The organism is Enterococcus sp. AZ179, assembly GCF_050498885.1.
Taxonomy (GTDB): domain Bacteria; phylum Bacillota; class Bacilli; order Lactobacillales; family Enterococcaceae; genus Enterococcus_D; species Enterococcus_D entomosocium.
Window position 1 is genome coordinate 1,266,636 of record NZ_JBMHEO010000001.1, and the last position, 23,673, is coordinate 1,290,308.

23 protein-coding genes are annotated in these 23,673 nt (G+C 42.5%); 12 read left to right on the plus strand and 11 right to left on the minus strand.

All coding sequences use genetic code 11. From position 1 onward, the window contains the following. Positions 1 to 9: 9 nt before the first annotated feature. Positions 10 to 1,815, minus strand: coding sequence for a sensor histidine kinase (locus IGI88_RS06035; protein ID WP_086332775.1), 1,806 nt, complete (start codon positions 1,813 to 1,815; stop codon positions 10 to 12). Between the two features lie 53 nt (positions 1,816 to 1,868). Between IGI88_RS06035 and IGI88_RS06040 the strand changes: the two genes are divergently transcribed. Further along, positions 1,869 to 2,585, plus strand: coding sequence for a response regulator transcription factor (locus IGI88_RS06040; protein WP_008381846.1), 717 nt, complete (start codon positions 1,869 to 1,871; stop codon positions 2,583 to 2,585). On the opposite strand, the gene citG is transcribed toward IGI88_RS06040, so the two are convergent. The 3 genes from citG to IGI88_RS06055 form a co-directional block, all read right to left on the minus strand. Next, a complete protein-coding gene (citG, locus tag IGI88_RS06045) occupies positions 2,562 to 3,425 on the minus strand; it encodes a triphosphoribosyl-dephospho-CoA synthase CitG (RefSeq protein ID WP_260605075.1) in 864 nt (287 codons plus the stop codon). The two genes, IGI88_RS06040 and citG, sit on opposite strands and share 24 nt — an antisense overlap. Further along, a complete protein-coding gene (locus IGI88_RS06050; RefSeq protein ID WP_005233081.1) occupies positions 3,418 to 4,113 on the minus strand; it encodes a GntR family transcriptional regulator in 696 nt (231 codons plus the stop codon). The genes citG and IGI88_RS06050 overlap by 8 nt, the downstream gene beginning before the upstream one ends. Positions 4,114 to 4,229: 116 nt before the next feature. Next, positions 4,230 to 5,576 (minus strand): CitMHS family transporter, encoded by a 1,347-nt coding sequence (locus IGI88_RS06055; RefSeq protein ID WP_034872423.1) that lies wholly within the window; start codon positions 5,574 to 5,576, stop codon positions 4,230 to 4,232. A 431-nt stretch (positions 5,577 to 6,007) separates the two neighbouring features. Between IGI88_RS06055 and IGI88_RS06060 the strand changes: the two genes are divergently transcribed. The 11 genes from IGI88_RS06060 (at position 6,008) to IGI88_RS06110 (ending at position 14,546) form a co-directional block, all read left to right on the plus strand. Beyond that, positions 6,008 to 6,385 carry a hypothetical protein gene (locus tag IGI88_RS06060; protein WP_429960278.1) on the plus strand — a complete coding sequence of 126 codons (378 nt, stop codon included), beginning with the start codon at positions 6,008 to 6,010 and terminating at the stop codon, positions 6,383 to 6,385. After that, the gene (locus IGI88_RS06065) at positions 6,364 to 6,777 is read left to right on the plus strand and encodes an acetyl-CoA carboxylase biotin carboxyl carrier protein subunit (RefSeq protein ID WP_140966066.1); all 414 of its coding nucleotides are present in this window, start codon (positions 6,364 to 6,366) and stop codon (positions 6,775 to 6,777) included. The genes IGI88_RS06060 and IGI88_RS06065 overlap by 22 nt, the downstream gene beginning before the upstream one ends. A gap of 23 nt (positions 6,778 to 6,800) precedes the next feature. Continuing rightward, entirely contained in the window at positions 6,801 to 7,916 is a 1,116-nt protein-coding gene (locus tag IGI88_RS06070; RefSeq protein WP_005233072.1) for a sodium ion-translocating decarboxylase subunit beta, read from the plus strand. A gap of 24 nt (positions 7,917 to 7,940) precedes the next feature. Continuing rightward, positions 7,941 to 8,066, plus strand: coding sequence for an OadG-related small transporter subunit (locus IGI88_RS06075; protein WP_008381833.1), 126 nt, complete (start codon positions 7,941 to 7,943; stop codon positions 8,064 to 8,066). 12 nt (positions 8,067 to 8,078) lie between these two features. After that, entirely contained in the window at positions 8,079 to 9,074 is a 996-nt protein-coding gene (gene citC, locus IGI88_RS06080) for a [citrate (pro-3S)-lyase] ligase (RefSeq protein ID WP_086332776.1), read from the plus strand. A 12-nt stretch (positions 9,075 to 9,086) separates the two neighbouring features. Then, positions 9,087 to 9,395 (plus strand): citrate lyase acyl carrier protein, encoded by a 309-nt coding sequence (gene citD / locus IGI88_RS06085; protein ID WP_194188583.1) that lies wholly within the window; start codon positions 9,087 to 9,089, stop codon positions 9,393 to 9,395. Further along, positions 9,383 to 10,270 carry a citrate (pro-3S)-lyase subunit beta gene (gene citE / locus IGI88_RS06090; RefSeq protein WP_005230463.1) on the plus strand — a complete coding sequence of 296 codons (888 nt, stop codon included), beginning with the start codon at positions 9,383 to 9,385 and terminating at the stop codon, positions 10,268 to 10,270. Before citD ends, citE begins: the two co-directional genes overlap by 13 nt. Before the next feature lie 2 nt (positions 10,271 to 10,272). Next, on the plus strand, positions 10,273 to 11,805 hold the full coding sequence (gene citF, locus IGI88_RS06095) for a citrate lyase subunit alpha (RefSeq protein WP_016613723.1): 1,533 nt from the start codon (positions 10,273 to 10,275) through the stop codon (positions 11,803 to 11,805). Beyond that, positions 11,798 to 12,340, plus strand: a complete 543-nt coding sequence (gene citX, locus IGI88_RS06100) for a citrate lyase holo-[acyl-carrier protein] synthase (RefSeq protein WP_223347143.1) — start codon at positions 11,798 to 11,800, stop codon at positions 12,338 to 12,340. The genes citF and citX overlap by 8 nt, the downstream gene beginning before the upstream one ends. Beyond that, positions 12,337 to 13,728: an oxaloacetate decarboxylase subunit alpha gene (locus IGI88_RS06105; protein WP_101699532.1), complete on the plus strand. Its 1,392-nt coding sequence runs from the start codon at positions 12,337 to 12,339 to the stop codon at positions 13,726 to 13,728. The genes citX and IGI88_RS06105 overlap by 4 nt, the downstream gene beginning before the upstream one ends. Before the next feature lie 278 nt (positions 13,729 to 14,006). Beyond that, a complete protein-coding gene (locus IGI88_RS06110) occupies positions 14,007 to 14,546 on the plus strand; it encodes a DUF1697 domain-containing protein (RefSeq protein WP_142437246.1) in 540 nt (179 codons plus the stop codon). Between the two features lie 78 nt (positions 14,547 to 14,624). Here the strand turns inward: IGI88_RS06110 and IGI88_RS06115 are convergent, their stop codons facing one another. The 7 genes from IGI88_RS06115 to IGI88_RS06145 form a co-directional block, all read right to left on the minus strand. Continuing rightward, complete coding sequence (locus IGI88_RS06115) at positions 14,625 to 15,311, minus strand: YoaK family protein (protein WP_142437247.1); 687 nt, start codon at positions 15,309 to 15,311, stop codon at positions 14,625 to 14,627. 290 nt (positions 15,312 to 15,601) lie between these two features. Then, a complete protein-coding gene (locus IGI88_RS06120; RefSeq protein ID WP_142437248.1) occupies positions 15,602 to 16,978 on the minus strand; it encodes an MATE family efflux transporter in 1,377 nt (458 codons plus the stop codon). Between the two features lie 80 nt (positions 16,979 to 17,058). After that, on the minus strand, positions 17,059 to 17,439 hold the full coding sequence (locus tag IGI88_RS06125) for a MarR family winged helix-turn-helix transcriptional regulator (protein ID WP_429960842.1): 381 nt from the start codon (positions 17,437 to 17,439) through the stop codon (positions 17,059 to 17,061). 411 nt (positions 17,440 to 17,850) lie between these two features. Next, positions 17,851 to 18,690 carry an RsiV family protein gene (locus tag IGI88_RS06130; RefSeq protein WP_429960279.1) on the minus strand — a complete coding sequence of 280 codons (840 nt, stop codon included), beginning with the start codon at positions 18,688 to 18,690 and terminating at the stop codon, positions 17,851 to 17,853. A gap of 32 nt (positions 18,691 to 18,722) precedes the next feature. Further along, positions 18,723 to 19,241 carry an RNA polymerase sigma factor gene (locus IGI88_RS06135; RefSeq protein WP_005233050.1) on the minus strand — a complete coding sequence of 173 codons (519 nt, stop codon included), beginning with the start codon at positions 19,239 to 19,241 and terminating at the stop codon, positions 18,723 to 18,725. A 36-nt stretch (positions 19,242 to 19,277) separates the two neighbouring features. Next, positions 19,278 to 20,675: a polysaccharide deacetylase family protein gene (locus IGI88_RS06140; RefSeq protein ID WP_142437252.1), complete on the minus strand. Its 1,398-nt coding sequence runs from the start codon at positions 20,673 to 20,675 to the stop codon at positions 19,278 to 19,280. Positions 20,676 to 21,291: 616 nt separating this feature from the next. Further along, the gene (locus tag IGI88_RS06145; RefSeq protein ID WP_429960280.1) at positions 21,292 to 23,664 is read right to left on the minus strand and encodes a WxL domain-containing protein; all 2,373 of its coding nucleotides are present in this window, start codon (positions 23,662 to 23,664) and stop codon (positions 21,292 to 21,294) included. Between the last annotated feature and the right edge of the window lie 9 nt (positions 23,665 to 23,673).

Sequence of the window (23,673 nt, forward strand, 5' to 3'; positions counted from 1 at the left end):
CCCATTGGATCAGTTGGGTTCAGTGGCTTTTTCGGGATCAGTTAGAGGAATACCAATATAAAAGGTGGTTCCTTTAGGCGTACTTGTAACATCGATCAACCAGTCGTTTTTTTCCACGATCGAAGAGACAGTAAAGAGTCCTAGACCAGTACCGCCAGTGGCACTCTTGGTCGTGAAAAAGCGGGTAAAGATTTTTTCTTGGATTGCTTCTGGTATGCCGGGACCGTTGTCGACGATTTCGATCAAAGCAAACTCCTGTTGTGCGGAGAAAGCTTGCTTACGAAACGGAAAGGTGGCGCTCTCTGTCGAAGTGTGACTCAATCGAATGCTGCAATCGGCATTTGCTTGGTACACATTCATCAACAAATTGTAAATGATGACTTGCAGATCGATCTTCTCGTAGACGGCATATCCTACTTCTTGGATATCATACGTAAGGGAAAAGGCTTTTGGCAACAGTGCGCGCATAGTATCGATGGCTTCTGTCAAGGTAGTAGCAATCGACTGCACAGTTTTATCGGCACTTTCGAGTTTCGAAAAACGCAGCACATTGCTGGATAACTCTTTGCCTTTTTCCGCCGCTTTGCAGACTTCTTGCAAGTCCTCCACTAAGACTTCATCGTGTTGGTTTTCCTCGATCAGCAATTGCAGATGACCAATCATAGGCGTCAAAAAGTTGTTTAGGTCATGGACGATTGAGGTCGTTAGCAAGCCAATGGTTTCCAGTTTTGATTCTTGCAAAATGTTTTTTTCGATTTCGTGCTTTTCTTTTAACAGCCGTTGTCGTTCTTTCAATGCTTGGTTTTCGACATAGGCTTGATTGCGTTTCATGTAGTTTTTGATCAGTACGGTCAATAAAATCATAATGACAAACAACAAACCCAGCAGGCCGATCAAAATCAAGTTGTCTTGTAAGAAGAGACCGCTTTGCTCCAAAAAATCGGCATTGCTGGCGACGATCAGCCGACTGTCGCCGATGGTGATCCATTGATAAGCAGCCAATTTCAGCACTTTTTGCAGTGTTTCTTCGTTCCACCAATAAGAATAATAGACGGAGGTGCCTTCTTCATTGTCGATTTGTTCTTGCTCCAAGCGCTCAAGATCGGTGAAATCCAGCTCTGGAAATTCTTTTTTGCGGCTCTCAACGATGGAAAAACCAATTTGTTCGTCCGATGGGTGCATAACGATCCGCATATCGGCGTTTTTGACCATCGTATAGCCGGAAACATTGCGATCGGTGGTAAATTCATGATGATACATGCGCTGCAGATTCAAAGGCATCACAAGAACCGCTTCTTTGTCGTCAAGGGTTAGGGACTGATACACATTTAAATAGGCCTCTTTACCATCGAAATAGACTTGCCCATTTTGTACCTGCCGACCCGCCAATACTTTGTCTAAGGATGGATCTTTAAATAACAGTTCCTGCATCGTTGGATCTTGTGGTTTATTTATAGACGTTGCGGTATTTTGGGCGATGACCTGACCTTGTTGGTCGATCAAAAACAATCCGACCATGGCATTGTTCGCAGAATTGATCACTGGTAACGTTAAGGGGCGCTGCAAATCAGCCAAGGCGGCGCCTTCGAGGTGGTCATCGGCATAATTGGTAAGAGCCATGTGGTACGATTCGATACTGCGGCTGATCAGCTTGATCGCCGCTTGATTGACCGTTTCCAACTGCCGCAACCCGACGGTTTCAGCTTGTCTTTGTGCGCTTTTATAACTTGTAAAGGTAAAAATAAGTCCAATCAGTGTAATGAATAAGGTAGCGACCACACTTAAATACAGCCAAAACTTTGATGGCGGTTTCATTGTAAACCCCTTTCATATTTACTATAATACTATTGATACAGGAGGCGGATATTTTGCGAGATGAAAAAATTTTAATCGTTGATGATGACCCTGCCATTCGGCGGCTGATTTGGAAATCTTTACAGTCGACGGGTATTCTGATCTACCAGACCGATTCCGTTGAAAAAACGATTGCGATCAACTCTCGTGTCAGCTTTGATCTTTTTTTACTGGATATCAGTTTAGAGCATGAAAATGACGGCTATCATTTGGCACAACTGATTCGGGAAGAAAACCCCACGGTGCCGATCGTTTTTTTGAGCGGAAAAAGTGACGAAAAAGACATGATCAACGGCTATGAGATTGGCGCCGATCACTACATTACGAAGCCTTTTTCACCGGCACTCTTAAAAGCACAAATCGTTTCGATTCTTGATCGCCGCAACGTGCTGCGAGAAAAAGGGATCGCCAAACCGGAAGGCGATCTGTGCAGCGGCATGTTTCGTTTTGACCAAAAACGCTATCAGTTTTTCAAAAATGACCAGCCCATCAAGTTGTCTTCAAAAGAAATCATGCTGATGCGCTTTTTCATGGAAAATCCGGATCAAGTGTTCTCGAAAGAACAGATTTACAGCAATGTTTGGCAAGATGGCCAATTCGATGCCAATACCGTGATGGTTTTTATCAATCATCTGCGAAACAAAATTGAAGATGAGCCGAAGCAAGCCCGTTTTTTGAAAACCGTTTGGGGGATCGGCTATACCTTTTTACCAGAAGGAGACGCCTTCTAGCTGCAAGAAATAAAGGGCCAAGGCTAAAAGATCCGCCGACCCGCCAGGACTCAAATGGCGTGCGATCAATACTTGATCATACGTCGTTAATTCACGAAGCAAGTCTGTATCCGACAGATTGGCTTGGTGAATTTTTTGCATTTCCTGCTGCACGGTCTTCATCGCCTCGTAGCCGCCTCGGTGGACGAGGTTGCTGTCTTCGGTTTCACTCATTAGATAGACCAACCCTCGCAACAAGGAAACGGAGGTTTTTTGTGGTTGCTGCCGTAAGTACTCCAGCAATTTTTTAACCGTTGGATAACCAGCTGCGGCTTCTCCACGAATCCCCATCGTGCCGTAGGTCAAATAATTTTTTTCTCCGTAAGACAACTGGTCTTTGTGGGTGATTTGCTGCAGGTCTTGCTTGACCAAATGCTGGCAGATGTTGGCGGCAAGCCGCAGGATCTGATTAGTATCTTCAGCCGTCAGCACAGCCTTGTCATGCTGTTGATAATAGACTCCTGTCGCCCCCAACAAAACTGCAAAGGAAAAGTTCGCCCCTTTGTGGGTATTGATGCCTTTGGTTGCCTGAAGCATCGCTTCTTCTGCTTCTTGACCGATCCCACGTAACTGGTCAAACAGCTGGATCAGGGCGCCTGTATGGGCAAAGCCAGCTTGGCTATAGCGCTGAAAAAAAGGCGCCAAACAAGTGATACTGTTGATAAAGGTAAACACATTCATGTCCTGATGCGCACCAGAGGAGCAAGGATCTACTAAACCAGGCTTGGGTGCTAACGCTACCTCATAATGCAGCGCATTGACTGCATAGCTGCTGGCGATAAAAAGACGGGAATCAGTCAATTTTTCTTCGCTCCATTTCAGCAAGAATAAATTGCAGGGAGTGATCCAAATGTTCATGGGTCAACAACGTGATCTGTTCCGTGTCATTGGTTCTCATGCCGCGATAAATCAGCCAATGTTCCGCCAATGCCGCATCCCTTCTTCTAGAAGAGCGAATCGCAATGTCACGAAAATACACGAGGTACGCTTGCAGATCCAGCACGATACTTTTTAACCGCAGCATCTGGCTTTTTTCGTAAATAAACGCATTGAAGTCAGAAAAGTTTTTCAAGACCCCATCCACATCATCCTCACGATTCAGCTGTTCGCCATGTTCTAACAAGCAGCGCATCTCCCGGAAATCTTCCTCACTCATCAAGGCCATTGCTTTGATAGTCGCCAATGTATCCAATGATTTGCGGATATCGTAAATCTCATAAGCATCTTTGATACTGATCCCTTTTACGACGATGCCGATTTTTGGTACGTGTTCCACCAGTTTTTCAGCCACCAGCTGAGTCATGGCGTAACGAATTGGGGTCCGGCTGATGTTTAACGTATCGGAAAATTCTTTCTCATTGATGCGAGAGCCTGCGGGAATGTCTCCTAAAATGATGGTTTTTTTGAACGCTTCATAGATCAAATCTTTTAATGGTTTATTTTTGGTCAGATCCAGATTTTTATTTACTGCATCAATAATTGGATTCATGATTTACTCCTATCATACTAAAAACAAATGAGATTTTTGGGAAAAAATAGATATATCGATAAACAAGGAAAACTACCGAGCAAAATGGCAGCCTGCTCGATAGTTTCTTTATGAAGTTACTGTGGAATATAAAACGGCATATGACCTAATAGTACGATCGTAACGACAAAGATCACGAAAATCCCCAGTGCGTATTTCGCCGCTTCTTTTTGCCATTGCCCCATATCTAAGCCAGTCAAGCGCAATAGCAAGTAGATGAAGGCAACCAATGGACTTAACAAGTGGAACGCTTGGCCCATTAAGGACGCCAAGGCCATCTGCATATTGGTGAAGCCATACGAACGACCCGCTTCTGCTAAGACCGGTAGAACCCCAAAGTAAAACCCATCATTGGAAATAAAGAAGGTCCCAGGTGCGGAAATCAGGGCGATAACTAACCCCCAGAAACCAGCCAATTGTTTAGGAATGATTTGCGTGAAACTATTCGCTAAGGCAGTAGCCATCCCAGAGCCTTGGAACAAGCCCATGAAGACGCCCGCTGCAAAAACTAAAATTACGACTTGCACAGCGTCGCCGCCGTTGGCACCGATCCGTGACGATTGATCTTTCAAAATTGGGTAGTTGACCATCAATGCGATACAAGTACCTACAAGGAATAACAAGATTGGTGGTAAAGCGATACTAGAAATAAAGGAGCTTGCTACTAACCAGCCAATCAAGACGATCGTTAAGATACCGTTGAAGACAAAGTTTTTCGGACGGCGGATCGCTAATGTATCAGGATCAGTCACAGTCGTCATTTCTAATATCTCATCGTTCGTCAGTTCCGTAACCCCTAAACGTTTCCGTTCTTGGATCCCCATTCTGCGAGCCACGAAGAAAATCACATATAACAGAGACAAAATCATTCCTGGCAACAAATAAGAAAGAATATCCGCATCAACTTCCAGCACGGCCATTGCTCGGGCAGTCGGTCCGCCCCATGGCAATAAGTTCATGATGGTGTTTTGCAAAATGATCAAGACACCAAGGTTCATCATTTTCATATTCAGCTTCTTGTAGATGGGAATAAACGCAGAACAACAAATCAAGGTAGTGGTCGTTCCATCACCGTTCAAAGAGACCGCAGCGGCAACGACTGCCGTTGCCATCAAGACTTTCATCGGATCGCCTTTAGCAAAATAAATCATTTTTTTCGTGATTGGATCAAACAAACCGGCATCCAACATAATGGAAAAGTACAAAATCGCAAACAGCAACATGATTCCTGTGTTGGCTGTTGTCGAGATGCCCTCAAGGACAAAATCACCGATGTTGCCTTTTTCGGAAACACCAGCAACCATCGCAACGAGGGTAAATAGTAATGGGATAATTACTAAGGATGTAAAGGGTGACATTTTTTTCTTCATGATGACAAACATGAAGACAATAATCATGGCATAGGACAAAATTGTTAAGAACATTTTCTTCTTCCTTTCATGCATCGAAATGTGTAAGCGTTATCAAAAAACATTTTAAAAAAATTACAGGCCCGTAATTTGTTAGCGACAAGCGTCACTAGTTTGTGAATATTTTTCTTTTCTTAAAGGAAATAATGTTATTGAATGCTTTACACGTCTAAGAATAAACAATCAAGAAATAGAAAAAAAGACCCGTTTAAAAAAAGAACAGCAAAAAAACAATTTCTCTTTTCAAATCTTATTTTTCGTTTAAAAAGTTCTTAACAGAATATTAACGCAAGAAAAACCTTGATAAATCAACGTTTATATCGGTTTTTCACTCTTTTCTCAAAAAAGGAACACTGAAAAAACAATTTTCAGCCGAAATAAATCTCGCTGATTGAACGGGAGTTTCTATAATGAAAGGGAACGAATCATTGAGAAAGGAGAAACCCATGAATCTTATTAAAAGATTGTTCAAAAAAACGCATGATGAACCAGATGCGCCTGTCAGTCCTCCTCTGAAGCCAAGGGAAATGATAGCGGACCCACCCGCGTCTGATTGGCAAGAAGTGTCGGGCTATCAGCCGGCGCCTGCAGAAGATTATCCGTTAGTCAGTCTGATAGCCGCCGCACTAGGTGCCGAGTGTTCCCCTGAAAGTCAGTTTGTCATTCGAAGAATTGAGAAACGCAATCCTGAATTTAAGCGAGTCACCCTGATTGCCGCCAGTATCGCCGCCGGAGAGCTATCAGATTCTCAGTTCACAATCAAAAAAAAGCCAAAAAAAATGAAAACAAGTGAGGGAAAAACATGTTACGTAAATTTAAAATAGCGATCGATGGGCAAGAATACCTTGTCGAAATGGAAGAAATCGGTGCCCCGCAACCTACCGCTCCTGCCCCAGCAGTGCCAACACCGGCTCCAGCAGCGGCACCTGCTCAACCAGAACCAGTCAGCACACCAGAACCAGAAGTAGCACCACAGCCAGCGCCAGCTACGCTTCCTGCTGACGGCGAGCCGATTCATTCTCCAATGCCGGGAACGATTTTACGTCTCTTGGTCAATGTGGGGGATACTGTGCAAGAAAACCAATCATTGATGATTTTAGAAGCCATGAAGATGGAAAATGAAATCGTGGCACCAAAAGCAGGAACCGTTGTTGCCATTGCAGTCAATGCGGGCGACATGGTCAACCCAGGAGAACTGCTGATTACGATCGGCTAATTTATTGAAAAGGAAGTGACGTAGTGGAAACGTTAATTGAAGGTGTAGTCGGGTTAGGATCGGAGCCGGGACGGATCGTTATGATGCTCATCGGTGGTCTATTGATGTATTTGGGGATCAAGAAAGAATATGAACCAACCTTGTTGGTCCCTATGGGATTGGGCACGTTGTTAGTGAACTTCCCGAACTCAGGTGTGTTAAGTGCTGGTGGAGAAGCTGGCCCGTTCCAAGTATTGTTTGATATGGGGATCTCAACTGAATTGTTCCCTTTGCTTTTGTTTATCGGGATTGGTGCGATGATCGACTTCGGTCCATTGCTGCAAAATCCATTTCTTTTGTTGTTTGGTGCCGCTGCACAATTCGGGATCTTCTTTACGATCATCGTTGCCGTGCTGCTTGGCTTTGATTTAAACGACGCGGCTTCCATCGGGATCATCGGTGCCGCTGACGGACCAACGTCGATTTTTGTCGCAAATACGCTGAACTCGAAATATATGGGTGCGATCATGGTGGCAGCTTATTCTTACATGGCGCTAGTACCAATCATTCAACCGGTAGCCATCAAAGCAGTGACGACCAAGCATGAACGAAAAATCCGTATGACGTATCGTGCCGGAGAAGTTTCGCAAACGGCAAAAATTTTGTTCCCGATCGTGATCTCGATCGTAGCAGGGTTGATTGCTCCTGTTTCATTGCCATTGGTCGGATTTTTGATGTTCGGAAATCTCTTGCGGGAATGTGGTGTCTTAGATCGTTTGTCCATCACCGCTCAAAACGAACTGGTGAATATCATCAGTATCCTCCTAGGTTTATCAATTTCTGTGAAAATGCAATATGAAGAATTTTTACAAGTCGATACATTGATGGTTATTGGTTTAGGGCTGGTTGCCTTCATTATGGACTCGGTCGGCGGCGTGTTGTTTGCGAAAGTGCTGAACTTGTTCCGTAAAGAAAAAATCAATCCAATGATCGGCGCAGCCGGAATCTCTGCGTTTCCAATGTCTAGCCGGGTCATCCAAAAAATGGCGACAGATGAAGATCCGCAAAACTTTATCTTAATGCATGCAGCCGGTGCCAACGTTTCAGGACAGATTGCTTCGGTCATCGCCGGTGGCTTACTGCTGGCACTGATTGCTTAGGTCACTAGAAAGGAGAGGAAAATTATGAGTCAAGATTTACTGACTTCATTTGAATTGTTGTTATTCGGTTGGGGCGGCGTCTTTGTCGTGATCCTGATCATCTACTTCGCATCCTTGCTTTTGTCGAAGCTCTTCCCAGTAAAAAAATAAAGAAGGCATTGTATGTATACCCTAAAAAGAATCTGGCTGCAAAAAGATCCGGAAGTCTTTTTGCAATGGCAAAAATTGATCACCCGTGCTGGCTTAGCCGTCGGTGAAGAAGTTGCCTATACCGTCGGCATTTTTGACCAGCAAACCTTGATTGCTACTGCTTCTTGCTATGCCAATATCATCAAGTATGTGGTGGTCTGTGAAAAAAAACGCTCCGAACAGCTGTTGACGCAATTGATTTCGCACCTTAGCGATCATATCAAAGACGAGGGCTATACCAAGTCCTTCGTCTATACAGCACCGAAAAATCGTCTGTTTTTTGAATCTCTCGGGTTTCGTGAAGTGCTCGCTGCGCAAGACATCTTGTTCATGGAACAAGGCGTTCCTTCTTATGAAAGCTATGCCCAACAACTGCAACGGCAGCGAATCGGACAAAACAACGGCGCGATCGTGATGAACGCCAATCCTTTTACCAAGGGACATTTGTACTTAGTTGAAACAGCTGCGAGTCAAAAAGAGCAGGTTTATGTGTTCGTTTTGTCAGAAGACCGCTCACAGTTTTCTGCCAGTGAACGGCTGCAGATGGTGACGGAGGGCTTGGCTCACCTGTCAAATGTAACGGTGCTGCCGACCAACAACTATCTCGTCTCTTCAGCGGTCTTTCCCAGTTATTTCTTAAAAGAGCAAGCACCTGAGGCGATTGCCAAAAAACAAGCCGCCTTTGATGCAACCCTCTTCAAAGAAAAAATTGCCCCGCTGTTGGCGATCACCACGCGTTTTGTAGGCTCAGAGCCTTACTCACCCGTGACCCAACTCTACAATGAGGCAATGGCTGCCGTTTTTTCTCCCGAGCTTGAACTGATCGTGATCGACCGTCTGAAGATCAACCAATCAACCGTTTCGGCTACTAAAGTTCGGAAAGCGATTGCAGAAAAAGATTTACTTTCCTTGCAGCAATTTTTGCCAGAAACAACGTTCTCATTTTTAATGCAGCATAACTATATTTAGAGGTGATAATAAGTGGAAATCAAAAAAAGTGCGGTTGCTGGCTCTGTTGAATCCAGTGATATCTTGATCGCGATCGAGCCCACCACAACCCAAACCATCGAGCTGACCCTCGATAGCAGTGTCGAAAAACAATTCGGCAAACAAATTCGCACCGTCATCCTTGAGACGCTGAACCATCTAGGCGTGACACAGGCCAAAATCACTGCCACCGATAAAGGCGCATTGGACTGTACCATCAAAGCCCGAACTCTGACCGCCGTTCATCGGGCCGCCGAACAAGAACAGTATGCTTGGAAGGAGATCGACACATGGAACGTTTAAGAAGAACGATGATGTTTGTACCAGGAGCCAATGCTGCCATGCTACGGGATGCGCCATTGTATGGCGCCGATTCCGTTATGTTTGATTTAGAAGATGCGGTCTCCTTGAATGAAAAAGACTCTGCTCGGACCCTGGTGCATTTTGCCTTAAAAACCTTTGACTATTCTGCCATCGAAACCGTCGTGCGCATCAACGGCCTCGACACGGTGGGTGCCCTTGATATCGAAGCGATGGTCCTAGCGGGGGTCAACGTCATTCGACTACCGAAAACCGAAACCGCCCAAGATATCATTGACGTTGCCGCTGTGATCACACAAGTAGAAGAAGAAAACGATCTGCCTGTAGGAACCACCAAAATGATGGCTGCCATCGAGTCGGCCGAAGGCGTTTTAAATGCCCGAGACATCGCCACAGCTTCCGACCGCTTGATCGGGATCGCTTTAGGGGCAGAAGATTATGTCACCAATATGAAAACCCGTCGCTACCCAGATGGGCAAGAGTTGTTGTTTGCCCGCAGTATGATTTTGCATGCAGCTAGAGCTGCGGGGATCGCCGCCATCGATACCGTCTTTTCTGATATCAATGACACAGATGGCTTTATCGCTGAAACGACCCGCATCAAGCAGCTTGGTTTTGACGGAAAATCAGTGATCAATCCCCGGCAGATTCCCCTAGTTAATGGGATCTATGCGCCTTCAAAAGCCGAGATCCAACAGGCCAAAGAAGTGATATGGGCCATTCGTGAAGCCGAAAGCAAAGGTTCTGGTGTGATCTCCTTGAATGGCAAAATGGTCGATAAACCAATCGTTGAGCGAGCGGAACGCGTGATTGCCCTTGCCAAAGCAGCGAAATTGATTACCGAGGAGGAAGTGTAATTATGGTGTTAAACAAAGCAGGAAAAGATATCCCTGAATGCTATGCCACCCAATACGGGGTCTTCGAAAATGAAACAGCCAATATCCATGCCTACAAAGAAGCGAGTCGCAAGATCGAGCCAGTCCTGCCGGGCAAAAGCAAGGTCTTGGGCAGTATTCGTGAAGCCATTGAAAAAACAGGGTTAACGGACGGCATGACGATCTCCTTCCACCATCATTTTCGCGAAGGGGATTTTATCATGAATCTCGTTTTAGACGAGATCGCAAAAATGGGCATCAAGAATCTTGCGATTGCCCCTAGTTCCATCGCGAATGTCCATGAACCATTGATCGGACATATCAAATCTGGGGTCGTGACCAATATCACCTCCAGCGGGCTGCGGGACAAAGTCGGTGCCGCAATCTCCGAAGGCATTATGGATGCCCCAGTCATTATCCGTTCTCATGGCGGTCGGGCTCGTGCCATTGCCGCCGGCGATATCCACATCGATGTCGCCTTCTTAGGGGCCCCTAGCTCAGATGCGTATGGCAATGCTAATGGCACCGTCGGAAAAGCAACCTGCGGCTCACTAGGCTATGCGATGGTCGATGCAAAATACGCCGATCAAGTCGTGATCATCACCGACACCCTGGTGCCGTTTCCAAATACCCCAATCAGCATTCCCCAAACGGATGTCGATTATGTCGTGGAAGTCGACGCCATCGGTGATCCTGCAGGGATCGCAAAAGGCGCGACCCGTTTTACCAAAAATCCAAAGGAATTACTGATTGCTGAGTATGCAGCCAAGGTCATCACCAGCTCGCCTTACTACCAACAAGGCTTCTCCTTCCAAACCGGAACAGGCGGTGCCGCATTAGCCGTTTCTCGTTTTTTACGCGAAGCGATGATCAAAGATGAGATCAAAGCCAGCTTTGCCCTCGGCGGCATTACCAATGCCATGGTGGAACTGTTAGAAGAAGGATTAGTGGAAAAACTGATCGATGTCCAAGACTTTGATCATCCTTCCGCGCAATCGCTAGGGAAAAACGCCAATCATTACGAGATCGATGCCAATATGTATGCCTCACCGTTAAGCAAAGGGGCGTTTATCAATCAATTGGATACCGCCATTCTTTCCGCACTGGAAGTCGACACGGATTTCAACATCAATGTCATCACCGGTTCTGACGGTGTGATCCGCGGTGCCTCTGGCGGCCACTCAGATACTAGTATGGCGTGCAAAATGAGCTTAGTGATCGCTCCTCTTGTGCGGGGACGGATCCCAACGATCGTCGATACCGTCAACACGATCGTCACTCCGGGCGCCAGTATTGATGTTGTCGTTACGGAAATCGGGATCGCCATCAATCCTGCTCGCAAAGACTTGATCAGCCATTTTGAAGCATTGGATATTCCCCAATACACCATTGAAGAGCTAAAAGAAAAAGCCTACAGCATTGTCGGTCAACCCGAACCAATCAAGTACGGGGAAAAAACCGTCGCTTTGATCGAATACCGCGATGGCACGATCATTGATGTGGTCAAAAATGTCTGATGCCCTATTTTCAGGAACCCCTGTGACGCTAATCGACATGCTGCAGGCACGAGAAAATAGAAGCTCGCTTCAACGGGAGCTTCTCGCTGCGGATGAAAAAGCGGCATTGCTTGTTGCCACCATGAATATTCCCGGTCCCGTGAAAAATTCTGCCCCATTGACCGCCGTTTTTGAAGAACTCATTACGGAAATCGAAGAGGCCGTCAAGGAACTGATTCCACTGGCAAACCTCTACCGTAGTTTGGAAACTGGACCGGAATATTATCTCGTACTACCCACAGATCCTTATGAACTAAAACGAATGATGGTTCAGATTGAGACCCATCATCCTTATGGTCGATTGGTGGATCTGGATGTCTTAGCCAAAACCCAAGACCAGCTTTTACCTATCAGCCGCACCGAAATCGGACTGCCGACAAGAAGCTGCTACGTCTGTGAACAAGATGCCAAAGTTTGTGGCCGTTCTAGAACTCATAGCGTAGCAGATATGCAGCAGCAGATCCGTAAAATCATTCAGGAAAGAGTGAAAGAATGAAAAAAATCCAATTTACCGAAACCGTCTTGCGGGACGGCCAACAAAGTCTGATCGCTACACGAATGCCTACCAGCGATATGCTACCGATTTTAAAAACCATGGATCAAGCAGGCTATCATGCCCTTGAAATGTGGGGCGGCGCAACCTTCGATGCTTGTCTGCGTTTTTTAAATGAAGACCCATGGGAAAGATTGCGCGCAATCCGCAAAGAAGTGAAAAAGACCAAACTACAAATGCTCTTACGGGGACAAAATCTCTTAGGCTACAAAAACTATGCCGATGACGTCGTTGCTGACTTTGTTACCAAATCGGTTGAAAACGGCATCGACATTCTTCGTTTGTTTGATGCCTTAAATGATGTCCGCAATTTAGAAACCGCCATCCGCGCCACAAAAGCAGCCGGCGGACACTGTCAAACAGCAATCTCTTATACTACTAGCCAAATCCATACGGTGGATTACTTCGTCGACCTTGCCCATAAAATGGCAAACCTCGGCGCCGATTCCATCTGTATCAAAGATATGGCAGGCGTTTTGACACCGCAAACTGGCTACGAGCTGGTCAGCCGAATCAAAGATGCCGTCGATCTACCGCTAGAAGTCCATACCCATGCCACCAGCGGCATCGCTGAGATGACTTACTTAAAAGTTGCGGAAGCCGGTGCAGACATCATTGATACCGCCATCTCCTCCTTTGCTGGCGGCACCAGTCAGCCAGCAACCGAATCTGTGGCAATCGCCTTAGAAGATTGCGGCTTTGCTACGGGACTTGATTTGCAGAAAGTCGCTGAGATTGCTGAACATTTCAATCCCGTTCGTGATCGCTTCCGTGAAGAAGGACTGCTGAATCCAAAAGTCAAAGATATTGAACCTAAAACCTTGATCTATCAAGTACCTGGTGGCATGTTGTCAAACCTACTCAGCCAATTGACGGAACAAGGATTGCAAGACAAGTATGAAGAAGTCCTAGCAGAAGTACCAAAAGTCAGAGCAGACTTGGGCTATCCGCCACTAGTGACCCCATTGTCGCAAATGGTCGGTACCCAAGCCTTGATGAATGTGATTTCAGGAGAACGTTACAAACTTGTCCCAAGTGAGATCAAAGATTACGTCAAAGGACTTTACGGTCAATCGCCAGCACCCATCACCGACGAAATCAAAGAAACAATCATCGGAGATGCCGAAGTGATCACCGTCAGACCAGCTGATTTACTGGCACCGCAACTGCCAGCCTTTCGGGAAGAAATCGCTGAGTATGCCAAAAGCGAAGAAGACGTGCTGATGTACGCCCTCTTCCCTCAACAAGCCCAAGACTTTTTAGGCCGACGAGAAGATCCCTTTTATGATGTCCCCGTACAGACCGTGTCTGTGAGGATTGCGGTGGATTAGCAACGAAGCCAGAAACAGAGAAAACGACTTAAAGTGACCCTCACAAATTCGCTTGCTTGAGCAAATTTGTGAGGGTTGTTAGCATTTACGGATATTTTCATCTTCATTTTTACTAAACCGCCAAGCTCGAAAGCCCCGCGCTGTATCCACCTCGCCAATAATCTTGTATTAGTCGTTTCTCGCTCACGTATTTTGGGTAGCTGAGAAGCCAGGATTGTGCTTCCGCTCCATCCATTCTATAATCAGCTAAAAGAAGGGGTTTAAAGGAGGGGTTATCCATGCAACGATACATCGCTTTATTAAGAGGCATCAATGTCGGTGGAAAGAACAAAATTTCTACGAAAGAATTGAAAGCCGGTTTTGAAGAATTGGGGTTTAGCAATGTGGTCACTTATTTGAATAGCGGCAATGTGATTTTTTCCAGTGAAGAGGATGATCCACAAGCCCTTGTCGAAATGATTCAAGCAATGATCAAACGGTACTTTTCCTTTGATATCGCTATTTATATCATTCGCCAAACAGAGCTGCAGGAACGCTTGACCCATATACCTGACTGGTCAGGAACGGAAGATAAAACCATCTATGACAACCTGATCTTTTTGATGCCTTCACTGTCCTACGAGGTGTTATCTGAAAAACTCGGGGCTCCGAATGCCACCCTTGAACAGGTTTTTCCTTACAAAGACGTCGTCTTCTGGTCTTACCTCCGCAAAGACTATCAAAAAACCAATTGGTGGAAAAAAACAGCCAGCACCAGCGTCGGCAAACAGATTACGATTCGAACCATCAATACCGTACGGAAGATTGCGGAGCTGTGAGGACATTCTAAAAAATATTCCTGTTTCAGCTTATAAGAAAAACCGTCAGAAGGAGTCCCTCTGACGGTTTTTCTTTGACTATCGAATCGTCTTTTTCGCTTGATGGATTTCAATAAAAAGTGCCAGCAGAAACGTGAAGGTTACGATCCAAATTGAATATTTTTTCAAAATAAGACTGATAAAGGCTAGTAAACAAGCACCAATGACAAATGAGAGCACGACGATCGTATAGTTATGGGCATTGCGTTTTTGAAGCGACGTTTTATTCCGTGAGGTCAGATACAGATACCATTCATTTAGCATTTTCCGATAATTTCCTGAGGTCATCATGATCGTATAAGGATTTCCTTCGATTTGCGTTCCAGTAAACGTCAGCATCAGCAAGCCACTGCCAAAAGCAAGCAGACCAATTTTAAAAAGGTGCAAGTTTTGAGACAACAATGGAATGATCAAGCTCGATAAAATAACAGGTAGCATGGTGTAACTGCGCCAATAATGACTGAAATTGCTGCGCTTTAGAAGAATACCTAATAAAAATCCTACCGTAAACAAAATGATCGATACGATTTTAGGCAGCATTTGCTGCCAATTATATTGGGATAAATTCGAAGCCATCAAAATAATGTTCCCCGTCTGAGTAGCAACTAATCCATGAAAGTAATTATGAGAATAGACATCTAATGCCCCACCTGAAAAAGCCATTAAAATCGCAAACAGACGACTGTTATTCGAGACAGAGACAACTTTATAAATTTTTTTTTGCATAGTAGATTCCTCAATCGCTTGATAATTTTGCTAATAGCATTTGTTTTAGACGCTTTTCTTCTATTGATACATGAAAAAGATCGTTTATCCTTGAAATGGAGTTTTTTTCAATAGTAAGTATAACAGAATCAACATCTCCTCTTACTTTAACGAAAAGGAAATATATAGCAAGTAAAGAAGCCCAACGAAATTTGCTTCGTTGGGCTTTCCTTATAGGATGTTCGAAAAGAAACCTTTCGCTATCTTTTCAACCAGAAACCAATAGTTCAAACGTACCTGCTTCTTATATGCTACTGGTTTTGCATGGCGGGCAGATCATTCTTATTTAGTTTATTTAGATAAGGAATCATCATTAAGACACCCGCAACAAACGCGATACCTTCTGTAATCGTCATTGACCAAATCAATCCATCCAATCCATAGAAATGATGCAGCAATAAAACGATCGGAATAAAGAATGTTCCTTGAATCGTGGACATCACTCCGGTCTGAGCACCTAGTCCAGATGCCTGAAAGATGCCCGTGAATAAACCAGAGAAACCATTAAAGATCGAAGAAACCAACTGTGCCCCTAAAATCGTTAAGCCAACTTGGATCACACGAGGATCACTTGTAAATAACCCCAGCACAGGCACTCGCAACCAATACACAATCAATGCAAAAAGGATGGAGATCCCACCTATCCACAAAGATACTTCTTTCAGTGCTTCTTTCACTCGTTTCGTGTTATGGGCAGAGAAACTGTAGGCAAATAACGGTATGACGCCCAAAAATAGACCCATTGTTAAAAATTCCGGTAATTGCGTGATTCGAACAGCGATACCAAAGCTAGCCACAACATTGTCTCCATATTCAGCAGAAAAATTGTTCAATAATAATGTGGTGACGATCATGAAAGCTGATTTAAACAGCTCGGATATCCCTATTTTATAAACTTCTAGCTGATCTTTGATTGAAAGTTTCATGTTCTTTAAAAAGCCCTTCAATGTCTCGCTTTTCGTTTCTAGGAACCAGACATAATACGTTGTTGAAGCGATATTCGCAATCACCAGTGATAGCCCTGCACCGATCACATGTAGGTTAAAGACGAGAATCAATAATGCATCAAGTAGGATACTCACTGCAACACTGACAAACATGCCATACATTGATTCTTTTGATGCCCCTTCTGAACGCACCAATTGTTCCAAAGCAAAATTTAAAATGAACGATGCTCCACCAACAAACAAAATCAGTGAATATTGTTTTGTATACAAAAATGTCTGCCCACCTGCTCCTAGTAAATGAATAAATGGATCCATGAAAATTACTGCGACAATCCCTATGATTACACCGAGCAGGATGCTCGAGTAAAACGCATAGCCGGCAACTTTCTTGCCCTTTTGAGTGTCTCCATTGCCTAGTAGTCGTGTGATATAGCTTCCTCCACCAACACCCAGCATGTTCCCAACGGCCATCAACAGAATCGTAATGGGCATCGCCAAGGTAATCGCCGACATCATATTGGTATCATGGATCAATCCAATAAAATAGGCATTAATCAAATTATAGATCGTCGTGGTTGAAATACCAACCATCATCGGGATCGATAAATGGGCAATTGCCTTTCGCACCGGACTTTCGCTTAAGTAGTAAATATTGGATTCATTCATTGTGACTTCTTCCATGATGATTCCTCCTTCTATTAGATAGTTAACTGTTAGAATTCTAACTTTAAGGCAATAAGCAGTGATTGACTGCTTATTGCTCATAGACTTTGATCGATTTTTCTTAACAAACGAGTCAGTTCTTCGACTTCTTCTGCATTCAGTGCTTGGATCAGTTCTTTTTCTGCCGCATAAAAAGCTTCATTGGTTTGATCAATCAACGCTTTTCCTTTAGGTAAAACGTATATATTTTTTTGCCGCTCATTATTTTTTGGGATGCGGCGCTCGATATACCCTTTTTTTTCTAACCCTTGAAGCATACTTGTGATGCTGGCATCACGACGTTGAAACACTTGGGCCAAATCCTTCTGAATCAAGCCTTTGTCTTCATTTTGTGCGATATACGCAATCATTCTTCCTTGCTGTTGACTGATATCCAGGTCTTTTATACGCATTTCCATCGATTCCCGTGACTTATTCATAATGGAACGCATCAAATTCGATACGATCAGTTCCTCCAAAACGACTCCCCCTTTGCCAAATGTTAGATATCTAACTATTCGAAAAGAATATACACCGGTTAAAAAGGAAAGTCAATAAAAAGATTCGCTATCTAATAATTAGTTCTCTAATTATTTTCAAATCCAATAATGGTAGTAAGGCTCAGGGAGTTCCACACTGTGGAAAAGTTACTCACAAAAGCAGACAACAAGGGACTTTTTATTGCCTTTGTAGTAAACGTGTATAAAAGAGACTCTGGGTTCATCGATTTTTTCCCCTCATGGTATCAAAGCCAATTAGAAAAGTAGGCTTTATTTTCCGCTCTTGCTAGCGAAAAAAAGAAAGCTTATCCAGAAATCATTTTCTGAATAAGCTTAAACTGATTTATCGATCTAATTAAAAAAATTTTCGTCAACTAAGATCGGCTTCAATACTGTAGTAGGTATTATGAACTCTTGTGTCCCCATGTATCCAGCCGAAACTTCATATTTATCAAACGAAATAACTAGTTCATGATTTTCATTAATATAAAAATTCGGATCATTCTCCAACCAATTTGTATCATTATAGTCTAAAACCCAATATTTGATATCGCTATTTACTCTCATCCGCTCTTTCATTTGGTGCTCAATTTCCTGAGCCAGCACCTCTAAATAGTTTTCCGTTTTAAATAACATCTTTAATGATAATGAGACCTCGTTCTTTTTATCGAATGTATCAAATCGATGTTCGACATTGGTGCTCCCCACTGTCTCTTCAAATGTACGGTCGATTACTAAAAATCGATTATCATTGACTTTCACATCATAGGTACCACTGACATACATTTGTTTTTCGTCCACCTTATTTATTACGTCTATATAACTTTGATATGCTCGTTGTCCTTCACGGAGATATTTTTCATTTAATTGCGAATACACTTGATTTTCTTCTGTTATCTTAGGCACATCAATAGTGATTTCTGCCTCCTCTTGACTGAACAGAAGCGTTTCCCCAGTTATAATTGATACCAAATCCCCCAAAATAGGTATTTCTGATGCAAAACCTCTAAAGGTAGTATTTTGAAGCATAATCAAAAAACTAAAAACCACCAAGATCACGCTTTCGACGCCTCTTCTAAGTACTTTTCGCTTCTTTTCTTCGTATACCTTTGCCTTTTCTATTTGAAAACGTGCAACTATTTCACGCTTTAATTGTTCTTGGTTTTCTTCATCAAACGTATGCTGTTTCATTTCGCTCATTCTCCTTTTCATATCTTGTTTTTTTAATTTAAAAGATGCTTAAATTGAACAAGAGAACGGTACATCTTCGTTTTCACCGTATTCTCATTTAAATTAAGTATTTGAGCAATTTCTTGCAAGGTAAATCCATCAAAATATTTTAAAATGATGATATCTCTTTCCGGACTAGGCGTTCTCTCTAGAATTTCCTTTAGTTCAAGAAATTCACTTTGATCGAAACGAAAATGACTTAGTTCTATAGTTTCTTCAAAGGCTAATCCAAATGGTCTTAGTCTCTTCACTCGCCATTGATCAATCGCGGTTCTTACTAAAATTTTATAGAACCATGCTTGAAAATTATCAATTTCTACTGTGTTTCTAAAGCTTTTTAACGCCTTTTGAAAGCTATCTTGCAGGACATCTAAAGCATCTTCATGATCATAAACATAACTGTAGGCAATTCGATACATTTGATCATATTTACCTTCTATCAGTTCTTCCAGTAGATGCTCATAATAGCGCACTTTTTTTGTTTGACTTCTATTCTTAAAAATAAAGATCACTCCTTCCACAACTCTCCAAGGGACTAGAAAAGACTGCTATTTAATTTCTCTTTGGTCAGCTAAACCAAAATACTGATTTAGTGGTTTTTGTCCATAAGAGAGCAATTCGCTTATAGTCACAAACTCATAGCCTCTTTTTCTTAGTTGACTTACCATTTCTGGAATGGATTCTACGGAACGTTCATGGATATCATGAATCAAAATGATTGATCCATTTTCTACAGTATCAATTACCTTATTTACAATCAAATCTTTATTTTTGACTTGCCAATCTTCAGAGTCTACATTCCATTGAATAATAGGCAATCCGATGGTTTTGGCAACGGCGCCGTTTACTGCTCCGTAAGGTGGTCGAAAGAGTTTTGGCAATACCCCTGTAGCATGAAATATTGCCTTATCAGTCTTCAGTACTTCTTCTTTGACTTTATCCAGGGTTACTTGAGTCAAGTCTGGGTGAGTGTATGAATGACTGCCAATTTCATGCCCCTCTCCCACTATTTTTTTCGCGACCTCTGGGTTCTTATCAACCATCTGACCTAAAACAAAAAAAGTCGCTTTGATCTTTTCTTTTTTTAACTCTCCTAGTAATTTTTTCGTAGACGTATCGTTAGGTCCATCATCAAAGGTGAGCGCGACATAGTTTCTTTTTTGGTCTAAGGATTTTTTTGGCAGATTATTATCAGAAACGATCGCTGGATCAATAAAAGGCAGAATTTTTTCAATGTCGACATTCATCTTTGTCACCCCTAAGACCTCTTTATCAAAAGCGATTTGTATTGAGTGAGGGAGAATGGTTATCTTACTATCCTTGCTTAAAAAGTCATTTGTTAACACTTGATCTAATTCTTCTTCATCAATTGTCGATTTTAATTTAGTTCGAGTACTAAGTAGCTGTTCTTGTACAATTCTGTTTATCGCAAGCAAGTCTGATTCATCGTTGACAATATCTTTTAATCGAGGCTCATTTCGATTTTTGGATAAGAGTATTTCAGATAATTCTTTTAATTCACCTAAATATTTCAAAGACTTTGTTTTATCATCCCAAATATATTCCTTTGTTACTAATTGTCGATTAATAAGGGCATCATTCACCTTTTCCTCATTGACATAGGAAAGCACCATTGACCGAGAATCCTTCAATTGTTTCGAAGCAACCTGAGTTTGAGCTTCCAATTGTTTTATAATATTTTTATTTTCAGTCGCAGAATAGTACAGGTAATATTTGTTGTATTGATTATCGCCACTCTTTGATTCTTCAATCTGAGTGATATCACGATCAAAAAATTCAGTTTTAATTGTTTTTTCGACTTGCGTTTCAAAATTTGTTTGTTCTTCTCCATACACTTGACTCATTAGATACTTATACGTGACACCCACTACTAACGTAAGAATCAGTGCACAGAATATAGCTATTAACAATAATTTTTTTCTCATAGTATTTCCTCTCTTTCGTTGTTCTATAGGGTATGACGAAAGAACAGGTCAAATAGTTTCATTTATTAGCAAGTTTTTATCAATCGTGAACTTTCTTAATCGTGATTCCTTTATCTCCATAATGTTGCTGTCTAAATTCATTAGCGAAAAATAGTAACTTCCCAATTATTCGTTTTTTTCCTATCTTTTCCTTTAAGGTTTAGCTTTGACATCAGATCTTTACGTTTTCCCTTAACTATGTCATTAGACAGTAGCGTCAGTTCTTAATCTTAATACTTGCGGAAAACAAAAAAAGGCTTCAAAAAATTTTTTTTGAAGCCTTTTTTAAGATAATTTGTATTTATGCAAACTCTATGACACATTGAATACGATAGAATTCTTCTTTTCTACACTTAGATCATAACCACAGATTTCTTTGAAATATGTCTTGATTTGTTTGATATTTCCTTTAACTATTGGTGGCATGACGCTTAGTTTCTCTTTTAATTCTTTGTTCGTCATGGCTTGACTTTCTTTTGAATGAACCAGGATCATACACGAACTATTCATCTTTTTTCGAACCAATCTAGCCGTCTTATTAATAAATGGCAGAAAAAGGAAAAAAGAAATTTCTCTTTTAATTATCAGGAATAGCATTCAATTCCCATATCAGGGTTGTGGAATAGCTTGTGGCTTCAGGATTTGAACCTTTCGGTACGTTGAGCGTAACACTTTCCCTTGCGGTATGCTCATCTCCAAAACGATAGATCCATGTGCCTGTTCCTTCAGTATCTTCTGCACGAATCAGTGCTCGCTTGTTTCCTGGTACCAACGTTAACGGGTTGGCTGTCTGTAAAGAAGGGGTATCGCCACCTTGAGCGGTCACTAATTGTTGATTTGAGAAAGTAATACTCGCACCTGTAAGCTGTTGATTTTTTAATCCTTCAAATTGTTTCGTCTGGGTAACCGATAGCTGCCAGCCGTTACGCTCAGTAGCTGATCGACGATCGCTGATCTGAACATAGTTAGGGCGCTCTTCCATCTCATTTACAGTTCCGTCTTCATCCAATAAACGTTGTGGTTGCGCGTAATAGGTTTGGTCATGAACTGAAATAGGTTGTGAGCCAAAGTTAAAGGAGGAAATGAAGTCAATACTCAGAAGCCCTTGATTTTCTGGCAGCTCTGGTTTATTTTCTGGGTTCACTTCTATTTCAGGATCCAATGGATCTACTGGTGGCATGGAGCCCTGTAAGATATAAACGAGCCAATAATTTTGTTGCTCTCGAGTAAATACCGTATTCAATAATTGATTGTCTCTTTCAAATAAAAACTTGTAGTTTTCTATTTCTTTAATCGTTACTTCTAGCTCCTCATTCACATAACCAATGATTGTATCAGATGGCGAAATAACTGTCCCGGCATCATCAATGTAATGAATTGTCACCTCGGACTCAGCACGATTAAAAAAGTAAGTAACATTCCGACGCTCAGCCTCTGGTTTTATCGTATTGTTTGTTTCATCGAAATAAAGTGCATCTGTCTCAACATGACTATAGTCATAACCAAGAAGGTACGGTTCATCATCAATCCCTGAATTTGGATTAAGAACTGCCTCTGATTTAAAAGGAATTTCTAACAATTGACTAGGTATTATTTCTTCATTTGTAGCTGCATCACGATAACTGACTTCAACTTCTCCTGTCCCTATTACATAGTCCATCTGTTCAAATATAAAGCTATGAACATTGTTTCTTGCACCTGTACTTCCTGAGATTAAAAAAGATAATGCAGTAGTATCGATTCCTTGCCAATCGGATATATCTCGTTCCCAGGTTTCTCCTTTATAGTTAATACGGAAAATATTTGCTTCTTCACTTGGCAGATACTCAATGACTATATCATCGTAAGCGCCATTCAATGTCCCTGTTCGCTTTGCTGGAGCATCGCTTCCCATATAAGTAGTCAATAAACCATTCGTCTCATGATAAACGTATCCAGCAAAAGGAGCCCCACCTAAAGCAGCCGGATCTCTAGCTGCACCCGCTCCCTGAGTTGTATTAAAATTTGAATCCAATTTGAATCCAAAGCCTCCTGTTAGGCCAGCAATCCCCATACCGTTTCCACTATTTCCAACAGCAGAATTTTCAGATCTATGGAAACCAAAAGCCATACCATCTGCACCATTCGTATTAGAACCAATACTTGCCTTCCCTGTCAAAACAAATGGATAATTTACACTTAATTTTTCCTTCAATGTAACATTTCCAACTTGATTATTACTAGCTGTAGTTAAGGTTACTTCCCCTGTTTCTGAATCATACGTTGCAGAACCCTGTAAGTCAAAATGCTGCAAAAAATTATCTTTTGTGACGGTAGCATTTGAACTGTATTCATTATCTAAACTTTGTGATGGCTGCTCCTTCATTTGATTCTCTTCTACTGCATTCTCTTTCGCTTCCAGATCCGCTTGTACTGTTTGAGCATCATCAGAAGCTTCTATTCCTTCAGTAGGGTTCTCCACAATACTATCTTCTTGTTCACTGATTTCAAGATAAGCCGTTGCTCCTCCCACAGACAGTTCATAGCGTCCCGCCTGTTCAAATACTAAAGGAAGAACAAATGTATTTTGCGCCCGTTTTGACTGAACCAGCCATTCCTGAGACTGCTCTATCTGTTCGACTGATCCCCCTGCCGGTAACTGCTCGTTGATAAGCGTTGCTTCTTCAGGTAAAAATACTCGTGCCTCTGACACTTCTTGATCAGAAAAGAAGGTTACTTGTATGGTTTCTTCTACCGTGCCTTGCATCCGCGCCTGAGTAAAGAAAAAGCGCGCATCACTAGCCTGTTCTTCTTTTAGAAGGTTTTTCATGGATGGGTGTTCTACCTGTTTTTGTTCCTCAGTGTCCATCGTTGTCTCAGCGTAGACCATGCCAATCGATAGAATCAATGCTTGCATCATTAGAATAGACGCCCCTAATAGAAGCAGCGGTCTTCTTAATCTCGTGGTCATTCCATTCAC